Below are 17,933 nucleotides of genomic sequence, written 5' to 3'. Positions count from 1 at the left end.
CTGAGATAACCCTGATAAAGGGTTATCTGCGGTATATTCGCAAACATGGTCTGCTATGGCATGTAGCTAGTTGGTATCTATGGTATTAGAGGCTAATGTCCAGTTTGTCCTAAAGTGGTTGTGAGTGATTGCTCACACTGATATCCATGACTATCATCGCCCGATGAAAACGACCCCTACGCCCCATGATGCTATTTTTAAACAATTTCTTACCCATCAACAAACTGCCCGCGACTTTTTGGAGATTCATTTACCACCTGAATTCCGGAAAATCTGTGACCTAAATACGTTACAGCTGGAATCCAGTAGTTTTATCGAAAATGACCTGCGCCCCTACTATTCTGACGTGCTTTACTCGCTAAAAACGCAGACGCAGGACGGATATGTTTACGCGCTGATTGAACATCAAAGTACCCCCGACAAGCATATGGCTTTTCGGTTGATGCGCTATGCCATCGCGGCCATGCAACGCCATCTTGATGCAGGTAACGACAAGCTGCCGCTGGTTATTCCTATTTTGTTCTACCATGGGCAGGTCACGCCGTACCCGTATCCAATGAGCTGGCTGCAAACGTTCAGCCTGCCAACACTTGCTGATCAGCTCTATAGCGGTAATTTCCCGCTGGTTGATGTGACGGTGATCCCCGATGATGAAATCATGACCCATCGGGGTATTGCTATGCTGGAACTGTTACAGAAACACATTCGTCGGCGCGATATGTCCGAATTATCGGATCAATTGGTCATACTGTTATCTAGCGGTTACACTACGGATGATCAGCTAATATCATTGATGAATTACATGCTACAAGATGGCGACGCTGCTACCCCGAAAACCTTTATCTGGGAACTGGCCCGTCGTTCGCCACAGCACAAGGAGTTACTTATGACGATTGCCCAAAAATTGAAACAAGAAGGCCGTCAAGAAGGCCGAGTGGAAGGAATACAGATCGGTGAGGCTAATGGGCTTAAGAAAGGCAAGTTGGAAGTTGCCCGCACTATGCTGGCCAATGGCCTTGACCGTGCCACGGTAATGAAAATGACGGGTCTAAGTGATGAAGATCTCACGCAGATCCACCATTAATCATTCGTATCGATGATCTGATGCTGGCTCGGTGGACGATACTGAATACTGAGATAACCCTGATAAAGGGTTATCTGCGGTTTATTTGTCAATATGCAAACACACTTTGGTCACAGCAAATTTACTTCATACTGTGGTAATTACCCCGCAATCCTTCGCTATAAAGCTGTGCAGTGATTTGCCTTTTCATTAAATAATCAACCAAACGTTTTTTATGGCGCTGCTGGCCTTGGCCGAGGTGTGACGGCGGCATACTACTATCAACATCTAAATCCGCTACCGCTTCCTGACGCGATAAAACAAAAGTATTTTGCTTATCTAAGAGAATTATTTGTTAACTCAACTATTAATTTTTGTAGCTGATCGACTAACTTTTCAGCCTGCTTTAGTTTTTCATAGTCAGGATGTTGCAAAAACGGAACCTGATGTGTGTGGTACATCAGAAGTACAGCCGCTGCAAAAACATCATCTACGATGTAAAAATAACATTCCGGGACATCTAGGATCATCGCGAATCAGTTGTTAGGCTACCAAGCCCCCTTTGAAAATGAGTTTGCAAATTTTTGGCGTATTGCATGCTCAGGGAAATTATTCAGTTCCATTGTTAGTGCAAGATCTCGTTGAGTTACGCGCCTTAATGTCGATGCTGCAATAAATTGAGCACCAAGGGCTAGTTTTACTGTTTGTATACGGGAAAGTTCAGATCTCTTATAACGAGAATCAATATAATCGGGGAAGCGCTTAATTATATTTTTTATGAGTACATCATCTCTATGTCCAGCTTTAGATATTAAACTCTCCCACAAAGCAGTATGGTCATGTCCAAGATTTTTTATTTCGCTCTTCGATAGCCCTAAATGAATTAATACTCCTTTCAGCGCCAACTCCACGGTCATACAAATTGGTTGGATAACAGATCCACTAATATATGTATTAGGTAATGTATGAGCGATAACCTCTAGATTAGAGGCCGTTAGGTCCAATAGGGCTATCACATCAGGATTTGCTGAATGACTAAGATCATCAATGCCGTAAATCAAATCATACGCATCAGCATATGCAAAGTATGAGTCCGCTACAATTTTCCTATCGTTTCGACACCAGCTACTCCATTGTTCGTGGCTATCAAACCCCAGCCCACGGTCAACATTAATTTCAGGGCAACCATAAGCGATACCCATCGTGAAACTTTTTACACGATCTATTGAAGTCACTAATCCTGTTCCCATACCAGGCCAAGTTACAATAGTTTCAGGAATAAGCTGCCCATATATATTAACAATATAGTTAAATTGAGGATGTTCAATAGCACCAATCACTGACGATATATTCAAAATATCCATTACCGCCTGTAATGGCCGTTGATGGAATGGAACACCTTTTCGTGCATATTCTTTGTCTAATTTATTAATTTTTACATTAATAGAATTATCCATCATACCTATTCCTGTTTACTTAAAATGTTTATGTAATAGAGATTCACAGTTTACGCCAATAAATACATTTCCTTGTGTCATCCTTCACACAAATTCCATCACATGTCCCACGCGTCCGTAGGCGGTACACTGGTCGCATGTATATCCTTATTGCTGTCCTTAATCGGGCATAAAGGCACCTTACTACTCTTACGCCGTGTGAGTCACTACAATCACTTTGCCAGATGCCAAAGCTATCCGCGCAAAAAGTGGAACTAAAGCAGGATGAGTTTGCTCAGGCTACTGGCGTGTCCCCTTCCCTGCATTAGTGTGAAACCAACGATAATAACATTTTACTTGACTGCCATCGCTATTTGTATAAAATTTTATACAGCAAGGAGGCGTTATGCAGAAAAAATCAACCTTACGAGAGGAAAAGGACATTATTTGGTTGGGGTCGTCATTTGATGACTTAATGGCTTTCCCTATTAATGCACGTAAAGACGTGGGTTATCAACTTCATAAGATACAGTGCGGATTAGAGCCTGAAGATTGGAAACCATTTTCTGATATAGGTTCTGGCGTAAATGAAATTCGGATGCGTGATGCTAATGGAATCTATCGGGTGATGTATCTGGCAAAGTTTGATGACGCTATTTATATTTTGCATAGCTTCCAGAAAAAGACCCAGCAAACAAGTAAACGCGATAAAGACATTGCCAAAGTGCGCTATAGCACGCTGGTTGAACAAAGGAGGTATAGCAAATGACCGCCAAAATTGATACTAAAACTCGCCATATCACCCCGGCTGGGGCAAATATATTTGCTGAACTTGGCTTTGACGAGCAAGAAGCCGCATTGCTTTATGCAGATTCCATGCGTGAGATAGAAAATACATTAGCGATAAAGGAAAAGCTGATGGATGAAATTACTGTATGGATCACTGATAAAAAGATGAAACAAGCGGATGTAGCCACTGTGCTGCATATTTCCCGCCCCCGAGTTTCTGATGTAGTGAACAAAAAAACGAGTAAATTCACCATTGATTCATTGGTTAATATGCTGAATCGTATTGGTAAACCTGTACAGGTTTCTGTAGGGTAATACTGAGATAGCCCTGTATGGCTGTTTATTGCAACACTTAAAATTGACTCGGCTATCGCGCGTTTAATGGTAGGGAATACGTCATCTGTAAAATGGCTCAGTGGTCGCCCCGGTATCGGTGAATATCGCATTAATTGGGGGCCGGGTATCCGACTGTATTTGATGCAGGATGGTGATGAGCTAATCATCTTATTATGTGCTGGAGATAAATCGACTCAGGACAAAGATCTTGATAATACTGAGAAATATCGTAGGTGTTATCTGGAAGAAAAGAGAAGTAAATAATTATGCCTGCAGTTTCTGTTAACGAACGGATCGTGCAAGAGATGCGCGAAGATCCTGATTATCGTCAGGCGATGTTTGATGAGGCAAAAGAACTGATTGCCGAGGGTGAATTTGATTTCGCAGCAGTGATTTTACGCTGGCTGATACTCGCTACTGGCGGGTTTGTTACCGTAGGTGAAGATATTGGGAAAAACAGCAAATCTGTCATGCAAATGCTGGCTCCTGGCAGCAACCCAACTGTGCGTAATTTTTTCTCTATCGTTCGCTCGGTTCAGCGTCAGGTAAGTACTACTGCTTAACAAAAGCAAACAGCCCATTTTTTTCTGGCTGTTTGATTGACCTAAAAAGTTCCCAAGGCCAATCAGTCAGTCTATCTGTTTTTATGATCCCACTAACCTTTAGGTTCAATGCCTCTTTCGCGTAACTCTTTACGCAATATCCTTTTTATCCACGTCGCAAGGGAAGCATCACCATCTTTACGGGCTTGTTCTTCCAACTGCGCACGAAATTCTGCTAGAAGACGCATCTGATATTGAGGTGAACGTTTCTCTTCTGGTGTTGACATGGTAATTACCCTAATTTATGATGTCTTCATGGTACCGACCATTGTAATTACATGGTCGCCATAAAACAACAATGCCCCGTGGGTGCGCGAACACTCACAGGGCATCTAACCACACCATTATACGAGGTAATGCTATGGCTAACGCTAATAGTAACATACGTGCATATTCAAAGCTCTACACCTTCCTTAATGCCCGCTCCAACACGTTGTTATCTGAGTTACATCCCTTGCGCCTCATCTCAGTACTGGCGACCACGGAAAGTGAAGCACGTAGTCTGCTGAACGGATCTTCACTGGTATTTGTTTCCTGTAAACCATTGGAGAACGGTCATGCTATTTGATACCGATATTTTTGATTCCAACATGGCCGACGTCATGGCTAAGTTGAGCTTTTCCGGCATGAATACCGATGATTGTCTGCAACTGGCAGATTATTGCGACGAAGCGCGTACTGGGCTATGCCATTGTTTGGACTATTTGGGCGATTCCCTGGTCACCTTTTCTGGTCACAATGTATTGGAATTTACGCCAACCAGCCTTTATCAGTTGGGCCACAGCCTGAACACTATCAATTCATTGACCACTGCGCTGACTCAATTAGAGCAACTTATCAGGGCCGATATTCAAAACATGGATCCTCAGCCTACTGATATTTGTCTGTAATTTTTAACGGGCGATGTTGAGTTAAACATCGCCACAGTTCTTCTATTTTTGCACCTTACATCTTTCTGAATGGCGAGAAGGATAAAGTGCTATGTCGCCCGCAACCTTGCTGAATAATGCCCCAGTCGCTGATCCTATCGGTTTGAATCGCTCCCCACGCTTTACGCTTCAAAAAGCGCAATTACTGAAACGCCTCCCTTACACCGTTGCAGCACTGGTTTTAGTCGTCGGTTCGAATTCTGCCCACGCGAATTTGGCAAGTAATGTCACGGATTACAGTTCAGCACTTGAAACGTTGCAGGAAAAATCAGTACAGCTTCAGTCCAGACAGAATCCCCGGCAGTGGGGGCTAAGTGATGTTGAATGGCAAAAATATCTGCAATTACAGCAAGGTAAGCGTGGCGTACAGTCACCGGGGCTGGATCCTCTGACGATGCTTGGTGTGGAAAGTGAAACGTCAGCAGAGCGTCGTCGTTTGGCTGAACTTTGGGTGAAAGAAGAATATCAGCGGACAGAGAAAGAACTGGCATTTCAACGTGAGGTCAACGCCGCCTGGAATCGCCTCTATTCGGGGGTGTTGTCGGTAAATATGGGGAGTACGGGCAGTATCGTACCCGATAGCCGTGGTCGGCTGGCGCTGTTTGTCCGTGATAACTGCGCTCGTTGTGACGTCAGGCTGGCTGCGCTTCTCACCAATAATAGCGCCGTTGATATTTACCTGGTAGGCAGCGACGGAAAAGATGGCTCAGTACGTCAATGGGCTGCCAGCCGAAATATTCCAGTGGATAGAGTGAGGGCCGGACAGGTCACTCTAAATCACGATCGCGGTTTATGGCGACAATACGGTCAAGGCCAAATGCCCGTTATTCTGCGAAAAGGGGAGAATGGATGGCTAATCGCAGCATTCTGACCGCAATCTTCCTGATGTTGTTTATATTGGGCAACGGCTTGCCAGCATCAGCCAAAACTCATCCCACATTGCAGACAATCCCCTCGATCTATAGGGAAATCGCCGCTGAAGCCCGAGTACCAGCGGCGTTTCTATACTCGCTGGCGCTGGTTGAAAGTTCACGGCGCTTTAAGGGCGGAGAGCGTCCGTGGCCATGGACGATTAATGTGGCAGGCAAAGGGTATCGCTATGAAACCCGGGAGGAGGCGTGGCACGCACTACTCAGATTCGTTCGCCAGGCACCACTGAAGCGTATTGACGTGGGCATTGCCCAGGTCAATTTGGGTTGGAATGGCCATCTTTTCCCTTCTTTTTATGATGTTTTTGACCCTAACACCAATTTGCGTGTCGCTGCGCAGATTCTTCGTGCCTGCTATGAAAACCGCGCGGGTAGCTGGATAAACGCAGCGGGCTGCTATCACCATCCTGCCGGTGGAAAACCCGCTGCTAATTATATCGCCATTGTGCGTCGCAAATTAGACACCCTGGCTCCAGTACACATTGCAGTATCAAGCAAGACGACCATCTCTGATGTTACATCGGTTAACCATCCACTCATCTGGATTGAGCCAAAATGAAATTATTGTTCACTGCATTATTAATGATGTCTGCCATTCTCATCTCCCCGATAAATTATGCCGCATTGACGGTGGTTGGCGACCTCGGTGGTGAGTCGGCCGAACCTTACCTGGATGCCGTTAGTACCCAGCCTAACGAATTTTCACCAGCGGAAAAATGGGTGCTACCTTCGCCTCCGACATCGATATCCATCGCTGCGGCACTGCCTGTTCATACTCCCGAACTGACTCCGGGAGCCGTTTCAGCGCGAACGCTTAATCTTCCGGGTATACCGCCGATTTTTATTGTGGGTGATGATGAGCTGTCGCGGCAGTGGCTCGCACTGCACGCCAATAAATTGCAACGAATAGGGGCCACAGGATTTGTGGTTAATGTGACCAGCCTGTCTCGCTTGCAGAGTTTGAATGCGCTGGTTCCCGAGGTTGAAATGGCCCCGGTTTCTGGCAGTGATCTTGCCCACCGTTTGCAACTGACACATTACCCTTTGCTCATTACTGACAAGGGGCTGACTCAGTAATGTTCATCAGGAGATTATGTCCTGTCGCCCACCAGGGAGAAGATGATAAGGAGCCGATATGAGCGATAAATATGTGATGGAATCCCTGTTGCGTCCCGCCGTCGAATTGTACACGGCAGCCACGGCGTGGAGCGCCACTTACATTTGCCTGACGGCACCCTGGGCGGTGGCATTGGCACCGTCTGTTAGTTGGGTGACGGCGGCGGGCTTTAGTGTTTTTGCTTTGAAACGAACCCACCAGGGGCTGCGTATTCTGCGCTATCGGCGCAATATCCGGCGGCTGCCCCGTTATGCAATGAGTAGCCGACACATCCCCATTAGTCACCGATATCTGTTTCTGGGGCGCGGGTTTCAGTGGACACAAAAACACACGCAGCGGCTGCTGGAAGCGCGTCGTCCAGAGACCGAACATTATGTGCAGCCATCGGTTATCTATCGTATGGCTCGGGATTTGGAAAAACGTCTGGAATCTCGCTTGCCATGGTTGTGTCGGCTGACGCAGGCCGATACGGGTTTAAATCCGGTAAGACCGCTGCCGCCCGTCGGGGGCAGCCCAATCTATCACGGTGTTGAATTAAATGAACGTGACGTTCTGTATGACTTGGGAGAACGTGTCGGCCACACGCTGGTTATCGGAACCACTCGCGTGGGGAAAACTCGTTTAGCAGAGGTGCTGGTCACGCAAGATATTCGTCGCGGGGACGTGACCGTCATGTTCGATCCTAAAGGGGATGCCGATCTGCTTAAACGTATGTGGGCGGAAACGCGTAGAGCGGGGAGGGAGAATGAGTTTTACGTATTCCATCTGGGCTGGCCAGATATCAGCGCCCGTTACAACGCCATAGGTCGCTTCAGCCGTATCTCTGAAGTCGCTTCACGCGTGGCCGGGCAATTATCCGGTGAAGGTAATTCAGCCGCGTTTCGTGAATTCGCCTGGCGCTTTGTGAACATCATTACCCGCGCATTAGTCGCCCTTGGGCAGCGCCCTGATTACGGGCTCATCCTGCGTTATGTGACCAATATTGGCGAACTTTATGAGACTTATGTAGAAAACCTGCTGACAGTACAAGCCCCTCAGCTCTGGCTGAATGTTCAGAACGTGATCAGTTCGAACATGCTGAAAGAGCGTGATCTTCCCCGAAATATGCAGGGCCAGGCCAATGCCATGAAAGTGTGGGCGATCGAGACGGTACTCAGCAGTGATGCCGGCAAGAAATTGTGGGATCCAGTGCTGGATGGTCTACGCAGTGCGGTTCGTTATGATCGTACCTATTTTGACAAGATCGTGGCTTCGTTACTGCCACTGCTGGAAAAGCTCACTACCGGTAAAACCGCGGCTCTGCTGGCACCTGATTACAATGATATGAATGATACGCGGCCGATTTTTGACTGGCAGGAAGTGATCCGTAAAAAGGGGATTGTGTATGTCGGTCTCGATGCACTGTCTGATCCTGAAGTGGCGTCGGCGGTGGGCAACAGTATGTTTGCTGATCTGGTCTCAGTTGCGGGCCATATCTACAAATTTGGCATCAGTGATGAAATTGGCGCTAAAACGCAGAAGAAAGTGCCGATTAACCTGCATTGCGACGAGTTCAACGAGTTGATGGGGGATGAGTTCATCCCATTAATTAACAAAGGGGGCGGGGCAGGTATCCAGGTGACGGCGTACACTCAGACGCTTTCAGACATTGAAGCGCGAGTGGGCAGTAGTGCTAAAGCGAAGCAGGTTGTTGGTAATTTCAACTCCCTGATTATGCTAAGGGTACGTGAAAACAGCACCGCCGAACTGCTGACCAGCCAACTGCCGGAAGTTGATGTTTATACTAAAACGCTGGTCTCTGGCGTAACGGATATGACTAACCTTGAGCAGGATTCTGATTTCACCAGTAATGTACAAGACCGTGTGAGTAGCATCCGTATGCCCATGGTCACGCCAGCAGATATTATCAACCTGCCCAAAGGTCAGGCGTTTGCACTGCTCGAAGGTGGGCAACTGTGGAAGGTCAGAATGCCTCTTCCTGATGGTAGCAATGATCCGTTGATGCCGGAAAGTATCAGCCGGATAGTCGAATACATGCAGCAGAATTACCGTACTGGGGAAAATTGGTGGTTGGGGAGTGCGCTACCGTCCGATATTTTGGCCGCGTCAGATTTTAGTCAAGGGGACGCTGAAAATTAATGGTTCAGGAGAATACGCCGCCACGACGGAACGTTGAACCACCTAAAAAACCGGGCCTGTTTATGTCTCTGTTCTGGCATCTGCCGTGGACAATTATCGGCATCTTGCTGGCGTCATGGCTGGTCAGCTTATTGATTGAGTACATCGGCATAACATTTTTCTGGGCCAGCGAAGGGGCAGAACACAGCAGGCAGGTGATGCTCACAGAAAGCGCATATTTATCTGAGGGTTTTACCCGCAGTCTGTTGATGTCCGAACCGGCTACGCTCATTGGTTATTGGATTCAACAGGCTTACCAATGGCTGTTTGTAGATAGCGGCTTTATTCGCTGGATAAATGAGGGACGACAGGTAAATACACCGGAAGAGGCGCTTCAGGCACTCAATCTTTTCGGTAGTTGGCTGGCCAGGGTGCTCTGGGAATATTTACAGGCGACAGTCTATATAACGGTTATTTTCTCCATCCGAGTGGCCATTTTGGTGCTGTCTATCCCGCTGTTTATCATGGTGTGTGCCAATGGCGTCGTGGACGGTTTGGTTCGCCGAGACCTGCGACGTTATGGTGCCGGTTACGAATCCAGTTTTATTTATCATCACGCCAAACGCTTTGTTAAACCTGCGATGTATGGGCCTTGCATGCTGTATTTGTCCTGGCCAACAGCGGTGTGGCCCAATTTACTGCTACTGCCAGCAGCGGTGGCTCTGGGCGTGGTGGTGTCGGTGGTGGTGGGGGCATTTAAGAAGTACCTTTGAGTGCGACGTGAGGTTTATTTTTATTTTTTCACAAATGAAGAATCTCACAAAAGAATTGATTAATGTTTAATCACAACGGAAATGATGTCTATGAATCACTCCATTTAATCTTCACCCCGCCATAAACAATTTCCTACTGCTCTCTGTTACGGGTTGCGCCAATCTTGCGCACCGTTAAAACCACAGGAGAGCTTTATGCGCCTATTCCCCAAACTCAGCGTATTGCTACTGACGACGGCCAGCACGCTCCCAATTCAAGCGGCCGAAAAAGATGAACTGGCGTTGGTTATGCGCCAACTCGATCAGGTTCAGGCCAGTTTTGATCGCGCCCGCGTAGTGGCTAATCAGAACGGCCTGGATGCCCGCTTTTATTTCGATTACCTCAGCGCCATAAACGGCATCACCACCATGAAACAGGGGATTGAGAACTATCTGGCTCCTTCGCGTGCCCAGCCATCACTGCCCATGTCGGTCACCGGTCAGTATCGCAAGGATAATCGTTGATGCCCATGACCGGTGCCCAGCAGTCAGCCTGGAATGCGGGGGTGGGTGGGGGAATGGAACCCTCTTCTCTTAATTTCCTTATCTTGGGGTTACTGGGGGGCGTGATTTTCCTGTTTTCTGCCTGGACGCTGGTAACGGCGTATCGCGGAGTGATCAATAAATCTCTTGCTATGGACAAGTTGCCAGAAACCGCCATTCGTCTGATTTGTTTACTGCTCCTGACACTCTTCTTCTTTTTCCATTGATTTAAGGACAATTCAATGAAGTTAATCACTTTTTTACGACAAAAATCAATTCTCCTAACCGGAAGTAGCCTGTTCTATGTTGATAATGCATTAGCAAATTTACCCGCGATTGAACGACCTTCATCCGGTGGGGGAGTCGGCACCTATAACACCTTTAAGGGCTATTTGCGTGATGGCCTGATTTTAGGGGGGCTGGTCATTGCTGCTATCGCCTTTATCGTTGTGGCAAATGCGGCCATTAGTTGTTTCCACCATGTGCGCCAGGGGAAAGCAACCTGGACCGAATTTGGCACTTTCGTCATTGTCGGTGTGCTGTTGCTGGTTGTGACTATCTGGCTGGTGACTAAAGCCAGTACCATCCTGTAAGGAGAGGGTATGGCCGTCATTGAGTTTCTTCCCGACCGCTTGAATACGCCACCTGTTATTTGGCGTGGGTTCACTTCCGCTGAATTCCTCCTTGCGGCTTGTTGTGGGTTTTTATTGGGTATCCCGATCTCTATTCCATTCGTTTTCATCCCCGCACTGGGTTGGATAGCTATCCCAACAGGCATGTTGATTATGCCTATTCTGGTTGTTTTTATTGGTGGCCGATGGGTCAGTCAATATAAGCGAGGCAAACCGGATAATTACCTCTGGCGGCGCTTGGAGGAGGTGCGTGTGCGGCTTGGATGGGCGCAAAACCTCATTATTATCAGCCGGGCATGGGCGCTGCGGCGTTCGCATTCATTCCAACGAGGGTGTGCCGAATGAGCCGTTTTCGCCATGCTGTTAGCGCCCGAGATAATCATATTTCCTCGCTTCGTCTATTCTGCATCATGTTCTTTATTGGCATGGTGGCCAGCAGCATTGGCTGGATGCGTGCGCCAGACGAACTCACTATCCACAACCCGCCAGATTTGCGTTCCGGTAGTACCAAAAAATGGTGGGAAGTGCCGCCATCCACCGTTTACAGCTTTGCGTTTTACATCTTCCAGCAACTGAATGCCTGGCCCAAGAATGGTGAGGTAGATTATCCAGCCAAAATTATCCAATTAGCGCCCTATCTGACTCCTGCCTGTCTGAGTTTTTTGCACCAGGATGCGCGCTTTCGCACGGATAACGGAGAGCTCAGAGATCGCGTGCGGGTCGTTTATGAAATCCCCAAACGGGGTTACAGCAACAAGAGTGTAGACATAAAATCTGATAACGAATGGAGAGCCAGACTGGATCTGGTGGCCGATGAATATTACCACTCCGAGCCGGTTAAGCGCGTGATGGTGCGCTATCCCATCAAGGTGATCCGCTGGGAAGGAGACCCGGAACGTAACCCATTTGGTTTGGCGATTGATTGTTATGACGGCGTGCCGCAGCGCCTTGAGGCCATACAGACCCAACAAAAGAAAACGGAGGTGTTCCAGTGAAGCCGAACGTCTTGGTAGCCGTGGTATTCATGATGATGCCCGTTGTAGTCAGCGCTGTTGAATTGATGAAGTGGGAACGCATCCCCTTGCAGATACCGCTGAACGTAGGGCAGGAGCGTATTGTTTTCGTCGATAAAAATGTGCGAGTGGGTTTTCCTCCTACTCTGAACGGTAAATTACGGGTGCAGAGCAGCGGAGGCGCTGTTTACCTTAGCGCCAGCGAGGCTTTCCCAGTGACCCGCTTGCAACTACAAAACAAGGCAAACGGCGAGATTATTCTTCTTGATGTCAGCGCCGCGCCGGGTAAGTCAATTCGGGAGCCTGTTCAACTGGTCTATGACGGTGAAGTATCTTCTGCTTCTACCAGTGATAAAACTCGGATTAGCGGTAACGAGCAAACAGCAGTGATATCCGAACGGCGTAAGCCAGCAAAGCTGAATACGCCGTTACCGGTGGTCTTGACGCGCTATGCCGCGCAAAGTTTATATGGTCCATTGCGCACGGTTGAACCTGTTGTGGGCATCACCAACACGGCGCTCAAACTTCCTTCTCGGCTGACCACTCTGTATCCCTCGGAACCCGTCGAGGTGAGTCCTCTGGCGGGCTGGAGCCTCAATGGCTACAGCGTTATCGCATTACTGGTGCGTAATACCGCCACGGTTAACGTCATTCTGAACCCTCGAATGTTGCAGGGAGAATTCATTTCTGCCGCTTTCCAGCACCCTTGGTTAGGCAATGCAGGAACGCCAGAAGATACAACCGTATTGTATCTGGTTGTTCAAGGGCGTCCTGAGGGAGCATTTAGATCTGAACCCATGACGGAAACGGACAAGACTCACCAAACGCGGGGAGCGCCTAAATGAAGATTAAATCCAACGCGTTAGCCAAGTTTCTTGTCCCACTGGTCATTTTGGGGGCCATGCTGATCGGCGTGAAAACTTACTCGACGGGAGGCGAAAAATCTACGGCATTGGTTAACGCCAGCAATGTGTTAGCCGATTTGACCCCAGACGATCTCAAGGCCATGGGTATTGAAGGGGATACGCCACAGGACACGCTACGTACGCTGGTTGGCAGCCTGAAAATGGTCACGACTCGTCAGAATCAACTCGATGCTGACAATAAAGCCCTGGCGGATGAGAGCAAAACCTTAAAGCAGGCTGATCAGGATATCGATGAGCGTATTAATCAGGCGATTGCCGCTTATCAAGCCAATGCCAATAAAGATCAAGGGCAGCTAAAAGGGCAGGTTCAGGAGATGACGATCCAGATTGGCGATTTAATGCAAAAGCTTAAGGCTGAGGGTTGGGCGGAAAAACATATCGCCGCCGGCAGCGATATCCCCGTAGGGCTGGGTTTAGCGAGTGGGGGAAACGCGGTGTCAGTTTTAGATAACGATAGTTTGCAATGGACTGAAAATTTGCAGTGGAGCGAACCTCAAGATGGTGTGGCTATCGATGTGACGGGTAAGCCGGTTGGTGAAAGCAACCACAATATCGCCAGTCGTAATATCGCCAATAGTTTTACCTTTGCGACCTCTTTTTTAGATGACAACGCGATCACTCGTCAGAAAGCCGAGCTGGCGAATCAAACCAATCATCGGCAGATCCTGAACGATAATCATGCGGCGGAAGGATCAGTCGAGCCAGTGTATACCTTACCGGAGAACTCCACGTTGATTGGCAGCCGTGCTATGACGGCGCTGCTTGGACGTGTACCTATCGATGGCAAAGTCACCGATCCGTATCCATTCAAGATTCTGATTGGAAAAGAAAACCTAACAGCCAACGGTATCGATTTACCCGATATTCAGGGCGCTATTGTTTCTGGTAGCGCAACAGGCGATTGGACGCTGTCTTGTGTCCGTGGTTCTGTCACCAGTATCACCTTCGTATTCACTGATGGCACCGTGCGCACCTTGCCGCGCCAGACTGAAGGTCACCAAAACAACAATAACGGCAGCAGCATTGGCTGGTTGTCTGATGAAAATGGTATTCCGTGTTTATCAGGAGAGCGTAAATCGAATGCCGCGACCTGGCTGCCAACCCTCTTTGCATTATCTGCCAGCGCCGCAGCGGGTGAAGTGTTGGCCCAAAGTCAAAACACGGCCCAGACCAATGCTAATGGCGGAGTGACATCAACGTTGACGGGTGACGCAGGGCAGGCGGTGATGGGTAAGGCGTTATCTGGAGGGATGCAAGCAGCAGCGGAGTGGGTTAAAGGGCGCTATGGACAGACTTTTGACGCAATTTATGTTCCACCGGGCGTCAAGGTGGCTGTCCATATTACGCGCCAGTTAGCGATCGACTACGAAGAAAAAGGCCGAAAAGTGAAGCATGATTTTCGCCTGAATCAAACTGAAACGGGCATGGACTGACAGGAGAAAATGATGAAAAAAACAATCAAGTTCGCTTCTATCCCACTTCTTTTTGCTGTCGTGACGTTGGCGGGTTGCAGTACCAGTAAAGATCAAATGTTACCGCCGGGCGGCAGCACCATGCTGACACTGTGGAACGATAGTTCATCAGCCACTCATGCAACCCGTGAAGGGCGGACAACGTTGCGCCGCACTCTGATGGAGTCGTTGGATCTGGTGACTGAAACTGGCAGCCGCATCCAAGAAAATGAGATACAGCACAGGTTCCCACGGCTGCCTAATCCCGATTTGGTGATGTTTGTTTATCCTCACTTCGCGGGCAGTCATACGCCGGTGCCGGGTTATAGCACCGTATTTCCATTCTATAGCCAGGTTCAGTATGCCCTTCCGGGTGAACGCACGGTGGAATTGTGATGTTTTCATTATTTCGCCCTAAAGCGGCCTTACCCGATATTCATTTGAACGATGATGGCCCTTTTGCTGTTGCGGGACGTGAACCGTGCAGTCGGGAAGGGAAGTTTACCCATAGCGATGAAGCAAAATCGTATGGCACCGAACCGTCGATTATTGATTATATGCCTTGGGGGGAATATCTCCGGGAAGAGCGTTGTTTGTTACTGGATGATGGCTTGTCGGTCGGCGCAGTTTTTGAAGTGATCCCGGTCGGAACGGAAGGACGCTCAACTGAACGGCTTGAGGAGATCCGAGACGTTGTGGAAGATGCATTGCAAGACAGTTTACCTGAGCTGAATGACCACCAATGGGTGGTACAGTTTTATTGTCAGGATGAGACGGATGTCACGGCGTACATGGATAAGCTGCGCAGCTATGTGAAACCTTGGGCACAGGGCACGCCGTTTACACAGGCCTGGCTGGCCGAAACAGAAAACCACATGAAAAGCATCTCAGTGGAAAAAGGCCTGTTTGAGGATAAGGTTGTCACGGGTGCGCCATGGCGCGGTCAGACGCGCCGCACGCGGATGGTGATTTACCGCTATGTTGAAAAACGTGGGTATGAACTGCGGTCACCAGCAGTAATGCTAAATCAAGTTTGTGATCGCCTGACCTCTGCGTTAGCCGGTGCAGGTATCCGCTGTGAGCGACAAAATGGGGAGCAAATTCATAGCTGGTTGTTGCGCTGGTTTAATCCTAAACCTGAATGGGTTGCGCCAAATACACTTTATCGCAGCGCCAGCTACGATGACGGCGCGCCGGACTCTTTACCGATCCTGAATGATTTCAGCGAAACCCTGTGGTTTACCCGCCCACGTAGTGACGCTGAACGCGGCGTGTGGTGGTTTGATAACATGGCGCATAAAGCGGTACCGGTAGAGCGGCTGCGCCGTGCTCCTCAGACCGGGCATCTGACTGGCGAAGTCAAGCGCGGTGAAAATATCAATACATTGATGGATCTGATGCCGGAAGGCACCATGATTGCCATGACGTTAATTGTGCAGCCGCAGGACGTGCTGGAAGAGGAGTTTAACCGCCTTGGCCGAAACGCGATGGGGGAAAATATTGAATCGACGCGCGCCCGTGAAGACGCACATACCGCCCGTGAATATTTGGGCGAACGGCATAAATTGTACCGAGCCACGCTGACGTTCCTGATCAAAGCATCGGATCTGGATATGCTGGATAAACGTTGTCTTGATATTAGCGCCAAACTGCTTAATGCCGGGTTACAGCCGGTCAATCCTGAGCACGACGTAGCGCCACTTAACGGCTATTTGCGCGCATTGCCCATGTGTTTTAACCCCGATGCGGATAAAAATCATTGGTACACTCGGCTAACCTTCGTGCAGCATTTTGCCTGCCTGCTGCCGGTATTTGGGCGGGACACCGGCACCGGTCATCCAGGGTTTTCGTTCTTCAATCGTGGCGGTGCGCCGCTAACCTTTGATCCACTCAACAAAGACGACCGCACGCAGAATGCCCATTTGCTGTTGTTCGGGCCAACCGGCTCAGGAAAATCAGCCACGCTGTGCAGTTCGTTGTCTCAACTGATGGCGGTTCACCGTCCACGTCTGTTTCTACTGGAAGCCGGTAACTCTTTTGGCCTGTTTGCCGACTATTGCAGCTCGTTGGGGCTGACGGTCAATAAAATTAGCGTTAAACCCGGTAAAGGGGTTTCATTGGCTCCGTTTGCCGATGCACATCTGCTATTGCAGGCCTCTCCCGATGAATGGGGCACGGATGAAGCAGAATTACCCGATATTGATACAACCGACGACAACGATGATAAACGCGATATTCTCGGTGAAATGGAGATTGCCGCTCGCCTGATGGTTACCGGCGGGGAAGCGGCTGAAGAGGCTCGCATGACGCGGGCTGATCGGGGGATGTTGCGCGAAGCCATTCTGGCCGCAGCACGTACTTCCTTTGAGGCGGGGCGTCAAATGTTGCCGGAGGATTTAATGCGTGAGCTGGAAAATATTGCTCGTGACAACCATACCGATGAAAACGGACGTGAGCGCAGAACAGCCGGTCGGCGGGCCAGGGCAGAAGAGATGTCGCAAGCGCTGCGAATGTTCACTGAAGGATTTGAAGGTGAGTTGTTCAACCGCCCTGGAACGCCCTGGCCAGAAGCCGATGTCACGCTTATTGACCTCGGCACCCTTGCTCGCGAAGGCTACGAAGCACAGATGGCGGTCGCCGTTATCGCTCTGGTAAACACCGTCAATAACATCGCAGAACGTGATCAGTATCTCGATCGGGAAATCAATATGGTCATTGATGAAGCTCATATTGTGACCACTAACCCGCTGTTATCGCCTTACATGACCAAGGTCGTAAAAATGTGGCGCAAGCTCGGTGCCTGGTTGTGGCTGGCAACACAGAATTTGGCTGATTACCCTGATACCGCAGAAAAAATGCTGAACATGGCGGAGTGGTGGCTGTGTCTGACGATGCCACCAGATGAGGTCGAACAGATTTCCCGCTTCAAAAAACTCACCGAGGAGCAAAAAACCATGTTGTTATCGGCAACAAAACTCCCCAGATGCTACACGGAGGGTGTGGTGTTGGCCAAACGTGTCGAGGCTTTGTTCAGGGCGGTACCGCCCAGCCTTTATTTAGCGCTGGGAATGACGGAGAAAGAAGAAAAAGCAGAGCGCCGTCAGTTAATGACTGAGCATAATTGCAGTGAACTGGAAGCGGCATTCCATGTGGCGCGAAAGCTGGATAGGGCGCGGGGTATGACAGCAAAAGAAACGTCACCCAAAACGGGGGTTGACTGCTCAAATCCTTTGGGCAGATAACACCCGTTGAACAAGCCGTAGGCGCGTTAGCTTTGGTTGATAGGTTTCACTTTTT

General features: G+C 49.0%; 23 protein-coding genes and 1 pseudogene. 21 read left to right on the top strand and 3 right to left on the bottom strand.

The genetic code is table 11. The features are described from left to right. The first annotated feature begins 163 nt into the window (after positions 1–163). Positions 164–1,084: an Rpn family recombination-promoting nuclease/putative transposase gene (locus AC971_RS18045; protein ID WP_048677776.1), complete on the top strand. Its 921-nt coding sequence runs from the start codon at positions 164–166 to the stop codon at positions 1,082–1,084. Between the two features lie 314 nt (positions 1,085–1,398). On the opposite strand, the pseudogene AC971_RS25290 reads toward AC971_RS18045, so the two are convergent. Together AC971_RS25290 and AC971_RS18035 are read right to left on the bottom strand one after the other, a co-directional pair. Continuing rightward, positions 1,399–1,599 (bottom strand): annotated as a pseudogene (locus AC971_RS25290) (helix-turn-helix domain-containing protein); the annotation flags it as partial. 12 nt (positions 1,600–1,611) lie between these two features. Next, on the bottom strand, positions 1,612–2,523 hold the full coding sequence (locus AC971_RS18035; RefSeq protein ID WP_048677771.1) for a HEPN domain-containing protein: 912 nt from the start codon (positions 2,521–2,523) through the stop codon (positions 1,612–1,614). 382 nt (positions 2,524–2,905) lie between these two features. Between AC971_RS18035 and AC971_RS18030 the strand changes: the two genes are divergently transcribed. From AC971_RS18030 to AC971_RS18015, 4 genes are read left to right on the top strand one after another with little or no spacing between them, the layout of a single operon-like run. Next, on the top strand, positions 2,906–3,268 hold the full coding sequence (locus AC971_RS18030; protein ID WP_038401988.1) for a type II toxin-antitoxin system RelE/ParE family toxin: 363 nt from the start codon (positions 2,906–2,908) through the stop codon (positions 3,266–3,268). Continuing rightward, positions 3,265–3,603: a helix-turn-helix domain-containing protein gene (locus tag AC971_RS18025; protein ID WP_025381181.1), complete on the top strand. Its 339-nt coding sequence runs from the start codon at positions 3,265–3,267 to the stop codon at positions 3,601–3,603. The genes AC971_RS18030 and AC971_RS18025 overlap by 4 nt, the downstream gene beginning before the upstream one ends. Positions 3,604–3,624: 21 nt before the next feature. Beyond that, entirely contained in the window at positions 3,625–3,888 is a 264-nt protein-coding gene (locus AC971_RS25810; RefSeq protein WP_071825426.1) for a type II toxin-antitoxin system RelE/ParE family toxin, read from the top strand. Between the two features lie 2 nt (positions 3,889–3,890). Beyond that, positions 3,891–4,187, top strand: a complete 297-nt coding sequence (locus tag AC971_RS18015; RefSeq protein WP_025381180.1) for a hypothetical protein — start codon at positions 3,891–3,893, stop codon at positions 4,185–4,187. A 92-nt stretch (positions 4,188–4,279) separates the two neighbouring features. Here the strand turns inward: AC971_RS18015 and AC971_RS24800 are convergent, their stop codons facing one another. Beyond that, positions 4,280–4,453 carry a hypothetical protein gene (locus tag AC971_RS24800; RefSeq protein WP_004705581.1) on the bottom strand — a complete coding sequence of 58 codons (174 nt, stop codon included), beginning with the start codon at positions 4,451–4,453 and terminating at the stop codon, positions 4,280–4,282. Positions 4,454–4,587: 134 nt separating this feature from the next. Here AC971_RS24800 and AC971_RS18010 point away from each other — a divergent pair, with 134 nt between their 5' ends. The 16 genes from AC971_RS18010 (at position 4,588) to AC971_RS17935 (ending at position 17,878) form a co-directional block, all read left to right on the top strand. Next, entirely contained in the window at positions 4,588–4,794 is a 207-nt protein-coding gene (locus tag AC971_RS18010) for a hypothetical protein (protein WP_012105800.1), read from the top strand. After that, a complete protein-coding gene (locus AC971_RS18005; protein WP_012105799.1) occupies positions 4,784–5,116 on the top strand; it encodes a hypothetical protein in 333 nt (110 codons plus the stop codon). The genes AC971_RS18010 and AC971_RS18005 overlap by 11 nt, the downstream gene beginning before the upstream one ends. A 91-nt stretch (positions 5,117–5,207) precedes the next feature. Continuing rightward, positions 5,208–6,026 (top strand): TIGR03759 family integrating conjugative element protein, encoded by an 819-nt coding sequence (locus tag AC971_RS18000; protein WP_162471854.1) that lies wholly within the window; start codon positions 5,208–5,210, stop codon positions 6,024–6,026. Then, on the top strand, positions 6,005–6,643 hold the full coding sequence (locus AC971_RS17995) for a lysozyme family protein (protein WP_012105797.1): 639 nt from the start codon (positions 6,005–6,007) through the stop codon (positions 6,641–6,643). The genes AC971_RS18000 and AC971_RS17995 overlap by 22 nt, the downstream gene beginning before the upstream one ends. Next, positions 6,640–7,161, top strand: coding sequence for an integrating conjugative element protein (locus AC971_RS17990; RefSeq protein WP_025381178.1), 522 nt, complete (start codon positions 6,640–6,642; stop codon positions 7,159–7,161). Before AC971_RS17995 ends, AC971_RS17990 begins: the two co-directional genes overlap by 4 nt. 58 nt (positions 7,162–7,219) lie before the next feature. Beyond that, positions 7,220–9,340, top strand: coding sequence for a type IV conjugative transfer system coupling protein TraD (gene traD / locus AC971_RS17985; protein ID WP_025381177.1), 2,121 nt, complete (start codon positions 7,220–7,222; stop codon positions 9,338–9,340). Further along, positions 9,340–10,092 (top strand): TIGR03747 family integrating conjugative element membrane protein, encoded by a 753-nt coding sequence (locus AC971_RS17980; protein WP_025381176.1) that lies wholly within the window; start codon positions 9,340–9,342, stop codon positions 10,090–10,092. The genes traD and AC971_RS17980 overlap by 1 nt, the downstream gene beginning before the upstream one ends. Positions 10,093–10,287: 195 nt before the next feature. Continuing rightward, positions 10,288–10,596 carry an integrative conjugative element protein, RAQPRD family gene (locus AC971_RS17975; protein WP_025381175.1) on the top strand — a complete coding sequence of 103 codons (309 nt, stop codon included), beginning with the start codon at positions 10,288–10,290 and terminating at the stop codon, positions 10,594–10,596. After that, the gene (locus tag AC971_RS23965; protein WP_012105789.1) at positions 10,596–10,841 is read left to right on the top strand and encodes a TIGR03758 family integrating conjugative element protein; all 246 of its coding nucleotides are present in this window, start codon (positions 10,596–10,598) and stop codon (positions 10,839–10,841) included. The genes AC971_RS17975 and AC971_RS23965 overlap by 1 nt, the downstream gene beginning before the upstream one ends. Before the next feature lie 15 nt (positions 10,842–10,856). Beyond that, positions 10,857–11,207: a TIGR03745 family integrating conjugative element membrane protein gene (locus AC971_RS23960; RefSeq protein ID WP_012105788.1), complete on the top strand. Its 351-nt coding sequence runs from the start codon at positions 10,857–10,859 to the stop codon at positions 11,205–11,207. A 9-nt stretch (positions 11,208–11,216) separates the two neighbouring features. After that, complete coding sequence (locus AC971_RS17960) at positions 11,217–11,591, top strand: TIGR03750 family conjugal transfer protein (RefSeq protein WP_025381174.1); 375 nt, start codon at positions 11,217–11,219, stop codon at positions 11,589–11,591. Further along, the gene (locus AC971_RS17955) at positions 11,588–12,241 is read left to right on the top strand and encodes a PFL_4703 family integrating conjugative element protein (RefSeq protein WP_025381173.1); all 654 of its coding nucleotides are present in this window, start codon (positions 11,588–11,590) and stop codon (positions 12,239–12,241) included. Before AC971_RS17960 ends, AC971_RS17955 begins: the two co-directional genes overlap by 4 nt. Next, complete coding sequence (locus tag AC971_RS17950; protein WP_025381172.1) at positions 12,238–13,104, top strand: TIGR03749 family integrating conjugative element protein; 867 nt, start codon at positions 12,238–12,240, stop codon at positions 13,102–13,104. The genes AC971_RS17955 and AC971_RS17950 overlap by 4 nt, the downstream gene beginning before the upstream one ends. Beyond that, positions 13,101–14,618 carry a TIGR03752 family integrating conjugative element protein gene (locus tag AC971_RS17945; RefSeq protein ID WP_025381171.1) on the top strand — a complete coding sequence of 506 codons (1,518 nt, stop codon included), beginning with the start codon at positions 13,101–13,103 and terminating at the stop codon, positions 14,616–14,618. The genes AC971_RS17950 and AC971_RS17945 overlap by 4 nt, the downstream gene beginning before the upstream one ends. Positions 14,619–14,630: 12 nt before the next feature. Next, a complete protein-coding gene (locus AC971_RS17940; protein ID WP_025381170.1) occupies positions 14,631–15,032 on the top strand; it encodes a TIGR03751 family conjugal transfer lipoprotein in 402 nt (133 codons plus the stop codon). Then, positions 15,029–17,878 (top strand): conjugative transfer ATPase, encoded by a 2,850-nt coding sequence (locus AC971_RS17935; RefSeq protein WP_025381169.1) that lies wholly within the window; start codon positions 15,029–15,031, stop codon positions 17,876–17,878. The genes AC971_RS17940 and AC971_RS17935 overlap by 4 nt, the downstream gene beginning before the upstream one ends. The last annotated feature ends 55 nt before the right edge of the window (positions 17,879–17,933 follow it).

The organism is Yersinia similis, from assembly GCF_001053095.1.
In the GTDB taxonomy this organism is placed as follows: Bacteria; Pseudomonadota; Gammaproteobacteria; order Enterobacterales; family Enterobacteriaceae; genus Yersinia; species Yersinia similis.
This window is presented reverse-complemented; position numbering and strand designations above follow the sequence as displayed.

Bases quoted from the DNA above. Each gene is read 5' to 3' on its own strand.
- AC971_RS18045 (WP_048677776.1), top strand. From the start codon at position 164: ATGAAAACGACCCCTACGCCCCATGATGCTATTTTTAAACAATTTCTT.
- AC971_RS18035 (WP_048677771.1), bottom strand. From the start codon at position 2,523: ATGATGGATAATTCTATTAATGTAAAAATTAATAAATTAGACAAAGAA.
- AC971_RS18030 (WP_038401988.1), top strand. From the start codon at position 2,906: ATGCAGAAAAAATCAACCTTACGAGAGGAAAAGGACATTATTTGGTTG.
- AC971_RS18025 (WP_025381181.1), top strand. From the start codon at position 3,265: ATGACCGCCAAAATTGATACTAAAACTCGCCATATCACCCCGGCTGGG.
- AC971_RS18015 (WP_025381180.1), top strand. From the start codon at position 3,891: ATGCCTGCAGTTTCTGTTAACGAACGGATCGTGCAAGAGATGCGCGAA.
- AC971_RS24800 (WP_004705581.1), bottom strand. From the start codon at position 4,453: ATGTCAACACCAGAAGAGAAACGTTCACCTCAATATCAGATGCGTCTT.
- AC971_RS18010 (WP_012105800.1), top strand. From the start codon at position 4,588: ATGGCTAACGCTAATAGTAACATACGTGCATATTCAAAGCTCTACACC.
- AC971_RS18005 (WP_012105799.1), top strand. From the start codon at position 4,784: ATGCTATTTGATACCGATATTTTTGATTCCAACATGGCCGACGTCATG.
- AC971_RS18000 (WP_162471854.1), top strand. From the start codon at position 5,208: ATGTCGCCCGCAACCTTGCTGAATAATGCCCCAGTCGCTGATCCTATC.
- AC971_RS17995 (WP_012105797.1), top strand. From the start codon at position 6,005: ATGGCTAATCGCAGCATTCTGACCGCAATCTTCCTGATGTTGTTTATA.
- AC971_RS17990 (WP_025381178.1), top strand. From the start codon at position 6,640: ATGAAATTATTGTTCACTGCATTATTAATGATGTCTGCCATTCTCATC.
- traD (WP_025381177.1), top strand. From the start codon at position 7,220: ATGAGCGATAAATATGTGATGGAATCCCTGTTGCGTCCCGCCGTCGAA.
- AC971_RS17980 (WP_025381176.1), top strand. From the start codon at position 9,340: ATGGTTCAGGAGAATACGCCGCCACGACGGAACGTTGAACCACCTAAA.
- AC971_RS17975 (WP_025381175.1), top strand. From the start codon at position 10,288: ATGCGCCTATTCCCCAAACTCAGCGTATTGCTACTGACGACGGCCAGC.
- AC971_RS23965 (WP_012105789.1), top strand. From the start codon at position 10,596: ATGCCCATGACCGGTGCCCAGCAGTCAGCCTGGAATGCGGGGGTGGGT.
- AC971_RS23960 (WP_012105788.1), top strand. From the start codon at position 10,857: ATGAAGTTAATCACTTTTTTACGACAAAAATCAATTCTCCTAACCGGA.
- AC971_RS17960 (WP_025381174.1), top strand. From the start codon at position 11,217: ATGGCCGTCATTGAGTTTCTTCCCGACCGCTTGAATACGCCACCTGTT.
- AC971_RS17955 (WP_025381173.1), top strand. From the start codon at position 11,588: ATGAGCCGTTTTCGCCATGCTGTTAGCGCCCGAGATAATCATATTTCC.
- AC971_RS17945 (WP_025381171.1), top strand. From the start codon at position 13,101: ATGAAGATTAAATCCAACGCGTTAGCCAAGTTTCTTGTCCCACTGGTC.
- AC971_RS17940 (WP_025381170.1), top strand. From the start codon at position 14,631: ATGAAAAAAACAATCAAGTTCGCTTCTATCCCACTTCTTTTTGCTGTC.